Consider the following 8,489-nt stretch of genomic DNA (forward strand, 5'->3'; position numbering starts at 1 on the left):
CGATCAGCGCCTCCTCAACCGAGCTCTCCCGCCTCCGGTAGCGCTCGATAATCGCCGTCTCGAAGGTTTGCCGCCGTAGCTTCGGAACCTTCAGATTGACGTCGCCCGCCTTGGTCTGCAGCGTTCGCTCGTAGCTGCCTGCCCGCGTGTCCTGCCGCGCCGGGCTGCGCTCATACCGCCCAGCACCGCACAGCTGGTCCGCTTCGGCCTCCAGCATCGCGTTCAGTGTCTCTTCCACTGTCCCGCGGACCATCTCGCCCAGGTGATCTCGAATCCGGGCCTCATCAATTTGGATCACCTGACCCATGGCATTCCCATCGTTCATTCAAAGCTCCTTCATTCTAGAAGAAGCCGTCAATCCTGAAAGTGCGAAAGACTCTGTACGTTATCGGCGCAACCGGGCGAGTCGCAGAGGCGGCCAGCTACTAACTCGAGCTCTCGGCTCATCGTATGTATCGGCCTGCCCGCACATCGTGCTCCCGGTGCCTCTGTCCCGATAGTCGCACCATACGCTACGATGTAGAATACCGCAGCGGAACGTTGGCACCGAGACATCTCATACCGGTTACCAATCCCATTGAAAGCACCTTCGCCACCGTGCGCCATCGCACGATTCGATCGAAGGGCTGCCTGTCCAACAACACAGCGCTCGCCAAGGTCTTCAAACTGTTCGAGGGCGCCCAGAAAAGCTGGCGTCGTCTCGATGGACACAACCAGTTGCCAAAACTCGTTCTCGGTGTGACATTCAACAACGGGATCGAGGTCATCGCCAAGCCGACCGACCGTCAGCCCACAATCGCCGCCGCCTGACCGGCTCGGCCGTCACCAAAATTTGGCGATAGCTCTGTCGATAGGCTTCAGAAGTACTGTTTCCATGTCCTCTGCTGTCCAAACTACGGCGCTCTGACTTCTACCCCGGCAGGACTATCTCTTGCTGAACATGCCAGCTTTACCTGGACACACAACCGTACTGTATCTGACGATTCGTATCTTGCCGGTCAGCTCGCTCCCGACAAGGTATCGATATCGCAACGGGAGCGAAACTCTGACTCAAAAATGCGGGTATTCGTAAGCCGACAAACACCCCAATCAGAGGGCGACATTATCTCGGAACAAGGGGGCGACATTGCCTCGGAATTTGCACTCTGCTCAAAGCCGGACTGTCTAATGCGAGACAATAATCCCGCCAGCAACTCCTCGACCATTCGCAAACTGAGAGGGAAACCGGAAACACAGCCAGACAGCATGGCGATGATCTCGGCAAGCTATGGCGCGGCGGTAGAGTGGGTCACGCTCTGTCATAGCCCGTCATCGCACACATCAGTATCCACGCTTCTTTAAGTTGACGATGCCGTGTAGACTCGAAGCTTATCCTTCCCCGTCTAACACAGGGTTTGGCTCGCGACCCGGGCTCCGGCGGTTCGTCTTTGTGCGGCGAATCCTGTGTCATCCAGGCCGGATCAACTCGGCCATCAGGCTTCTCACGATTTTATGGATGGCGATTCCGATTTTTTAGCATTCGGCGCGAACCCGCATCAGACCTCCGAAAGAACCCTTGATTGTTGCCGCCTAAAGCTTCCTCAACATGAGCGTTCTCTGCTTCTCGTGGAAGACGCGTTACTGCCGGCCAGCAAAGGCTGCGGGTCGGCGGTGAGCGGGTCGAGGGGCGGCGGCCGTTCCCCTTCACTCAATAGTGCCGTCGGCGCCTGGATGGTTTTGAACACGCCTCCCCCGGCAATCGCAGCCGTTTGTGATGATCATCGTGCATGCGCCGTTGGGGACATGCTGATGGCGGCGCCGGAAGCAACGGAGACATGCGATATCTCGGCAGCGGGCAGAGCGGCTTCTCTGTCGCTGCACAGCAAAGTGTAGAGTTCCTTCACGCAAATGCGGGCGTCCTTCTTTTCTTTTTGAAAGGGCGGGACGATGGGCAACCTGATATCGGCCTTTTGGTAGAACGGACTGCGCTCTTCGTACAGCTGGTCAACGTTCTGCTCAATGTCGACGTCTTGCAGCAGCGGCCGGCTGGTGTCCCCCTTCAGGCGCCTGCGGAGCTCTTTCAGGTCGGTGTCGAGCCAGATCGACCTCGCCTTATTAAGGATCAGGGCTTGATTGGACTCCTTGCTCATGCAGCCGCTGCCGGTTGCGATGACGATGGGCCCTCTCTCCAGCTGCTTGGCGAGCTCTTTGGACTCCAGGTCGCGGAAGTGCGCCTCGCCCCGGCCAGGGTCGGCGAACATCTCCATCAAATTGCCGTGCTCGGCGACGATACGCTTATCGAGGTCGACAAACTCCACCCCCAACTCCTTGGCAAGCTGGGCGCCGATGCCCGACTTGCCGCTCGCCGGCAGGCCGACGAGCACGACCGGCCGCGTACCGAGGGCCGCGAGGATCTCGCCGGCTTGTGGCGAGCGAGCGACCGCAATCTGTTGCCTTGCGACGGTGGTCGACCTGGAGGTCCCTGCCGCTCTCGACCTGCTTTCTCCTGACGAGCCCCAGTGCAATATCTCCCAGGCGCCACGGGGAATGGGGACCTGCTCGCCTTCGCTCTGTGCGAGCTCGGCCCGGTAACTGGCCGGCGTATGGAACTCGACCTCGAAGCGATAGTTCTGCGCGGTTCTGAACGTCGTGTGAACGCCGCGTAACCTCGGCGTGCCCATCCTGATGAACCAGTTGGTGGTCTCGACCTCGCTGCAGTCCCTCTCCTCGAAGGCCAGTGCCGCCTTCCTGAAGGCGCACGTAAAAGCCTTGTCCGGGATCTCGAAGACATGGCGCACGGCATTGGTGACCAGTTGGGCCTCCGGCGCCGCGCTCACGCTTTGGCCGGTCAACTCGTCGGCTATCCAGACCTGCCCGCGCGCCCGTTGGTCAAGATGCGGCACCTTCAACTCGATGCCGTCCTGCCGCAAAAGCTCGGCAACCGCATGCACAGTTTCGGTAATCGCGCTTTGCGCTTCGGCGGGCACGGCTTCGAGCCTGGCGCGCTCCAGGACCTGTTCGCTGCTCAGCGTTATCCTGCTGGCGGGGTCGTCGTCGGCCGAGATTGCTAAGGCGCTGGGCAGGATGCGCTTTTCGACGGCGAGTCTGATCGAGGCCTCCATGACCGAGGCTGCCAGCGTGGGGTTGTCCTTCAGATCCGCCAGGCTGCCATCGACGTCGAACGCGCCCTGGTGGAGCTTTGCCGCCTGCCCCTTGACATAGGGCGCCGGCTTGAAGCCCTGCCTCTGCTCCAAGAGCCGCTGCAATAGGTTGGCTTTCTGCGTGAACACCCGCGTACCGGTATCGGACTTGTAGGCGTCCGTGCCGACCTTGATGCCGACGCTCAACAGATTGGTGGCGCTTTCACGCAGATCGTCCGGGTTGTAGCCGTCGGGCCGCGGATCGATGCGGGGCTGGTAATGGTTGAGCAGGAAGTCGATACGCTTCCTCGCGTCAGCGGCTGCCGGATAGGATTCGCTGAGTTTCGGGAAGAGCGCGACGGCGTCGGCGCTGACGGCAGGCTTCGCGCCGGTTGAGGCCACGGATCGCGCTAACTGCTGCTTGACGTCCGACTGCTCATGAGCCGGCTCGCTATTGAGCTGCAGGTTCCAGTCCTGGAGCTCCGCCACTAGCAAGGCGGCCAATTCGCAGGCCACCGGATGCCTGGCGGCCTTACTGTCTTCCCTCGCCCTAGCGATGAGCTCATGGAGGGTCTCGCCATCTGGGCGATCTTCCTGCAACAGTGCGAGGATGTCGGCCTTGAGCTCAGGATGAATGCCCTCGTAGGTGCCGAAGATGGCACGCTCGGCAAACCAGCGTTGCGCCTCCGGCGGCTGCGCTAGCATGTTGCGCTGCAGGCAGCTGTAGGTCTCCAGCACCCGCCCGGAGGCCGACAGGATTTGCTTGGACCGGCTGAATTGGTAGCCGCCTTTCTCAATGGCCGGAGTGTGCGACTTCGGCGGCTTCATCGAGGCGATGCCGCGCGCCTGCAGCTGCGCGTCGAACTGGCTCACATGCTCGTAAAGGCGAGGTCGGTCGCCGATGATGGTGACGGCGTCGCCGTCAAAATCGCCGTCGAGCTTTTTTTGTTCGGCGGTCGGAACCGCAACCAAAGAGCCGGGCGCGAACACCTCCGTCGCCTGCAGGATGCCGACGCACTCGAGCGCGGTGTCGGCCTTGACCCGGTCCTTTTCCTTCAGCCAGCGCGAATGACACTTTACGTCCTCGGCAGACATCACCACTCCGCGCTCGGCGAAGTCCGCCGGCCACATTTCGTCCGGCACAACGATCAAGATGCCTTTGGCAAAGAAGGTCGGATCGTCGGCGGCAAGCCCCCCCCGATCTGTGTGCGACGTTGAAGCTGTATTGGAAGGCCACGCACTGATCCAGGAACGCCGCGGTCCGATCGCCATCGCGCGCCGACCTGACCCGGTCGGCGGCGATCGGGCGCAGGTTGGGCTTGTCAAAGGGGGAGCGTCCGACAAGCACGCCAGTGTCACGGGTCAAGGTCTTGCTCTTGCCCGTCGGCACATGGAGGTATTCGTCGCTGGACGGCACGGCGATAGCGCCCGAACCCCCGATATGCCCGCCCGTGACCGTCCGGAATAGCTCCTCGGCGGTGAGACTTTGATGGGTTTCGAGCCAAGCCAGAGCCTTCTCGTGGGTCTCCTGTTCCACCTCGACGCTGCGCGGATAATGCTGCAGCGCCGAGGACGGTAGCGCCGATTGCCTTTTATCGGCAAAGGCCCGCATCCGCTCGGGAGCGTCATGGCGGGCCCGGGCAATGGCCGGCATGCGCTCGGCCAATGAGGCCCTAATGAAGCCGCAGCCGTCATGCGGCCGCAAAGCGATCTCGCCGTCTCGCCCCTCGAACCGGAAGGGATGCACTGTGCCTGCGGGACGGTCGGGCAGAAGGGACAGCTTGAAGCATCCTTCCAGCGCATAATCATGCGGACCAATGCCGGGAATGCTCGGCGGCGACGCAAATCCGCGGCGCTGGGTATAGTAATAGGCTTCCTTGAACGGCGCCCAGGCCCGCGACAGCTGCTCAAAGGCCGTCCCCGGAGCCGTCTCGGCATAGGGGATCGCCAAAAGCTTACCGCTTGGGACCTCTTGGGCCGCGAAGGGCAGCTGAGAGGCAAGCTGGTTCAGGCTCTTTTCCGGCGGCTTCAGTTTGCTGCCGCCGAACAGGTCCATGCGGTAGGGCACGCCCTCCACGGTGAGCGTACGTGTCAGCATGGCGCCTGTCGGAGCTCCCTTTAGCCGAACCGCCACCACCTTCACCGCGCCCGAGGTCAAGCGGTGGAAAATGGAATAGCGCAACTCGGCTTCGTCGCCCAGCGGCCGGCCTTGCATGTCAACCACCGGCAGCCGCATCAGTCCGGCATCGCCTTGCGGCGGTCTCGGCTCGTGGTCCATGGCCTGAAGGACCCGATGGACATCGAAGCTGGCGGCTGCATGCTGGGCCTGGATCATCGATGCGTTCTGCGCCATGAAGGCGTCGAGCGCTTCGAGCGGCTCCTTCGCCTCGATCTCGGCGATCACGTTCCAGCTCTTGTAGGAAAGGTCGGCGTAGATGAGGGCGCGGACACTGTCCAGGATCTGCCTGGTCTTGCCGTGCAGCTCTTGCTGCCTGGCCTGCAAGGCGAGCTCATCGCCGTCGACATAGGGTCGCCGGTAGAGCGTCTCCAGCACCGCCCGGCTCTTGAGCACCTGATAGATCGAAAGCGCCGGGAAGCGGCTTGCATTGGCGCCGCTGGTGCGTTCGGCTTGGCCTAGCTTGAGATAGGCATCGATCTTGCGTTCCACCACCGGCTGGATGGCGTTGAGCAGATTCAGCGCCGACCTGCGGTGCCAGCGCAACACTGACTTCGGGCTGCGAGCCAGTGGCAGCAGGGAGGCGCAAAGATTGCCCATCGTCTCGAGGTTGTTGTCGCGCTTAAACTCGGGAGCCGCACGTAACACCTCGAGCCTGTCCAGCCCCGGCTGTGCCAGCGCAGCGAGATCGTCCAACAACTGCGCCTTGCCGAACGCCCTGAATATACTCGCGACGGCACGGACATCGGCCTGCTGCAGCCGATCCTCGGCATATTGGAGGTAGTGCGCCAGCCGATGCAGTCGGTCCTTCAGCAAGGCCGGTTCGGCGATCTCCCCGGCGATCTCCCCCTCCTCGATACTCCGCGACAGACCGTTGGCGACCCTGACTAGCGCGGGCGTGCTGAAAGTGCTGAAGCGACGGCCCTGGGAACCGAGCTCGCCGGCGATGGCAACGATCGCCTTGCGTGCTTTCTCTTCTTCCGGCCACTTGCCGAAACCGTTCACCAGATTGGCCAATTCTTCATCCGAGAATCCGCCAAAATTGCCCGGGCGGGCAACCACCGCGCCGGCGATGGCAACCGCCGCTTCACGCGTCTTCTGCTGGTCCGGCCATCTGCTGAAGCCGTACACCAAATCGGCCAACTCTGGATCCGAAAATCCGTCGAGATTACCGTCGCGGGCAAGCACGGCGCCCGCGATGGCAACCGTCGCTTCGCGCGTCTTCCGCTGGTCCGACACTGCGTCGGAGATGCGGTGCCGGTCTCCTTCGCCATCAGGACGCCGTGCTTGTCCGACCAACTCTCCGCGATCCAGCAAAACGCCTCTCAGGGCCTGGGCGCCTTGATGACGCACGGGCTCGACGGAAAGTGACGAGGCGGCTCGCTGAACCGGGGCGGTCGGTTCACGGCCATCATCACGCTCGGCCGAAGCGGCGGACAAGGTCGATGGATTGGCTTCCAGCCCGCTGCCGCCCCCCCCGCTCGAGGCACCACTGCCGATAACTGCGAATGCCCATTTCCGAAGCGACACCGCCCGAGGAATCCAAGATAGTGTTGCGGTCGACGATCCCCGTAAGGCCGTCAGTAGCGCTCCCCCGTGACGGATTTCGCAAAAGGCGAGGGCCGTCAAGCAATGCGGACTCACGATAGGGGCGATTCAAGCGAGGATTCGGGCGATGTTCAATCTCGGCCAGCACCGTGCCTAGCTGTGGCGACACGCTGCCCAGCGAATTGTCTTCCCCATCGGACGATTCCACCCAGCTCACTGCGCTTGGCTGCTGCAGGTGGTCATCTGCTGACGAAAAAGCTTCCGTGCTCGAATGCTGGATTTCCTCATCTTCTTCGATGATCGTATACAAATCACGATCAGCCCAGGCTCGCGCGACAGAATCCATGCCTAGTCTCCCTTTTTAGAAGCCCCGCCGCCGACTTCTGATCACGGGATATTGCGGAGCCCAGCTTACGAGATGCTGACGATCGCGACAAGAATACCCGCGTCAGGGCGTCGCGTGATAAGCTGCCAAGCTCGCCGAATAGCAACTATGGATATCAGTGTGGGAAAGCTTGGAAGCTCGAGATTGCCAAATGTGGCAAGGCCGCAGCATCCTTTCTCCAGTTCGGTTGGGTGGCCCCTCAGAGTCTGACTCAACATTCATGACTTGAGGTTGACCGATCTGGCGATGCGGCGCACGAGTTGTCGGGTCGACGCAATAAGGAGCCATGCTTCGGCCGAGGTGATGGAGGCCTCCCAATCCTTTGGCGAGACGTGGGCAGCGGTTGAGCCATGCCAACGTGCGTTCGACGACCCAGCGTCGGGCAACAATAACGAAGCCTTTTGCGTCATCCGGGCGTTTGATAATTCCAATCGTAGGCCCGCCGATTTTCCGGAGCGCGTTTTCAAGTTTTTCGCCGGCGTAGCCGCCGTCAGCAAACAAGTGTGCAATCGTCGGGTAGTGAAATGGACCCGCGGAGCGGGACCGCTTGAACCGGTTTGTTAGTTGGAAACTGACCGCTCCTGATCCTTTCTATCACGCTGCCAGAGACTCTGTCTGCTGCTGTTGCTGTGGGCATGTGGTCAACGCGTCAGCGTTGTCCACCATGTCCACAGCCTTCGCGGCCTGCATCCGTTCGCGCCAGACCGCCATCGGCGTGCGATAGCCGAGGGACTGATGAAGGCGACGATCATTGTAGAAGGCGATCCAGCTCGCGATCCCTGCCTTGGCCTCGCGGCCGTCGGCATAGCCCTTGAGATAGATGTCCTCATGCTTGAGAGACCGCCACAGCCGCTCGATGAAGACGTTGTCCATCTAACGACCGCGGCCATCCATGGAGATCTTGATCTTTGCGGCCGCCAGCGCGCCGGTGAAGGCCACGCTGGTGAACTGGCTGCCCTGGTCGGTGTTGAAAATCTCCGGCGTGCCGTACTTCGCCTGCGCCTCTTCCAGAGCCGCCACGCAGAACGAGACGTCCATCGTGTTCGACAACCGCCACGCCAGAACCGCACGGCTCGCCCAGTCGATGATGGCGACGAGATAAAGAAAGCCGCGGCCGATGGGCAGATACGTGATGTCGGCCGCCCACACCTGGTTTGGCCGGTCGATCGGCATGTTGCGCAGCAGATAGGGATAGATCTTGTGGCCCGGCGCCGGCTTTGTCGTGTTCGGCCTTGGTCCCAGCGCCGCGATGCCCATCTTG

Annotated in this window: 4 protein-coding genes and 4 pseudogenes; 1 reads left to right on the forward strand and 7 read right to left on the reverse strand. The window is 61.7% G+C overall.

Annotation, left to right across the window (positions count from 1 at the left end):
• Positions 1-325 (reverse strand): transposase (locus tag GA0061099_RS38160; protein ID WP_208604924.1); only part of this gene is annotated, 325 nt, incomplete at its 3' end.
• Positions 326-561: 236 nt separating this feature from the next.
• Here GA0061099_RS38160 and GA0061099_RS38165 point away from each other — a divergent pair.
• A pseudogene (locus GA0061099_RS38165) lies at positions 562-810 on the forward strand (IS256 family transposase); the annotation flags it as partial.
• Positions 811-1,184: 374 nt separating this feature from the next.
• On the opposite strand, the pseudogene GA0061099_RS43350 reads toward GA0061099_RS38165, so the two are convergent.
• The 6 genes and pseudogenes from GA0061099_RS43350 to GA0061099_RS42590 form a co-directional block, all read right to left on the reverse strand.
• Positions 1,185-1,302 (reverse strand): annotated as a pseudogene (locus GA0061099_RS43350) (IS6 family transposase); the annotation flags it as partial.
• Between the two features lie 455 nt (positions 1,303-1,757).
• The gene (locus tag GA0061099_RS43060) at positions 1,758-3,947 is read right to left on the reverse strand and encodes a shikimate kinase (RefSeq protein ID WP_338060713.1); all 2,190 of its coding nucleotides are present in this window, start codon (positions 3,945-3,947) and stop codon (positions 1,758-1,760) included.
• A gap of 94 nt (positions 3,948-4,041) precedes the next feature.
• Positions 4,042-6,735 (reverse strand): hypothetical protein, encoded by a 2,694-nt coding sequence (locus GA0061099_RS42585; protein WP_244621047.1) that lies wholly within the window; start codon positions 6,733-6,735, stop codon positions 4,042-4,044.
• The gene (locus GA0061099_RS40850; protein WP_141697803.1) at positions 6,710-7,189 is read right to left on the reverse strand and encodes a hypothetical protein; all 480 of its coding nucleotides are present in this window, start codon (positions 7,187-7,189) and stop codon (positions 6,710-6,712) included. Before GA0061099_RS40850 ends, GA0061099_RS42585 begins: the two co-directional genes overlap by 26 nt.
• A 257-nt stretch (positions 7,190-7,446) precedes the next feature.
• Positions 7,447-7,735: pseudogene (locus GA0061099_RS39615) on the reverse strand (transposase); the annotation flags it as partial.
• Positions 7,736-7,822: 87 nt separating this feature from the next.
• A pseudogene (locus GA0061099_RS42590) lies at positions 7,823-8,489 on the reverse strand (IS3 family transposase); the annotation flags it as partial.

The sequence above is a fragment of the Bradyrhizobium yuanmingense genome, from assembly GCF_900094575.1.
Classification (GTDB): domain Bacteria; phylum Pseudomonadota; class Alphaproteobacteria; order Rhizobiales; family Xanthobacteraceae; genus Bradyrhizobium; species Bradyrhizobium yuanmingense.

Bases quoted from the DNA above. Each gene is read 5' to 3' on its own strand.
- GA0061099_RS40850 (WP_141697803.1), bottom strand. From the start codon at position 7,189: ATGGATTCTGTCGCGCGAGCCTGGGCTGATCGTGATTTGTATACGATC.
- GA0061099_RS43060 (WP_338060713.1), bottom strand. From the start codon at position 3,947: ATGAAGCCGCCGAAGTCGCACACTCCGGCCATTGAGAAAGGCGGCTAC.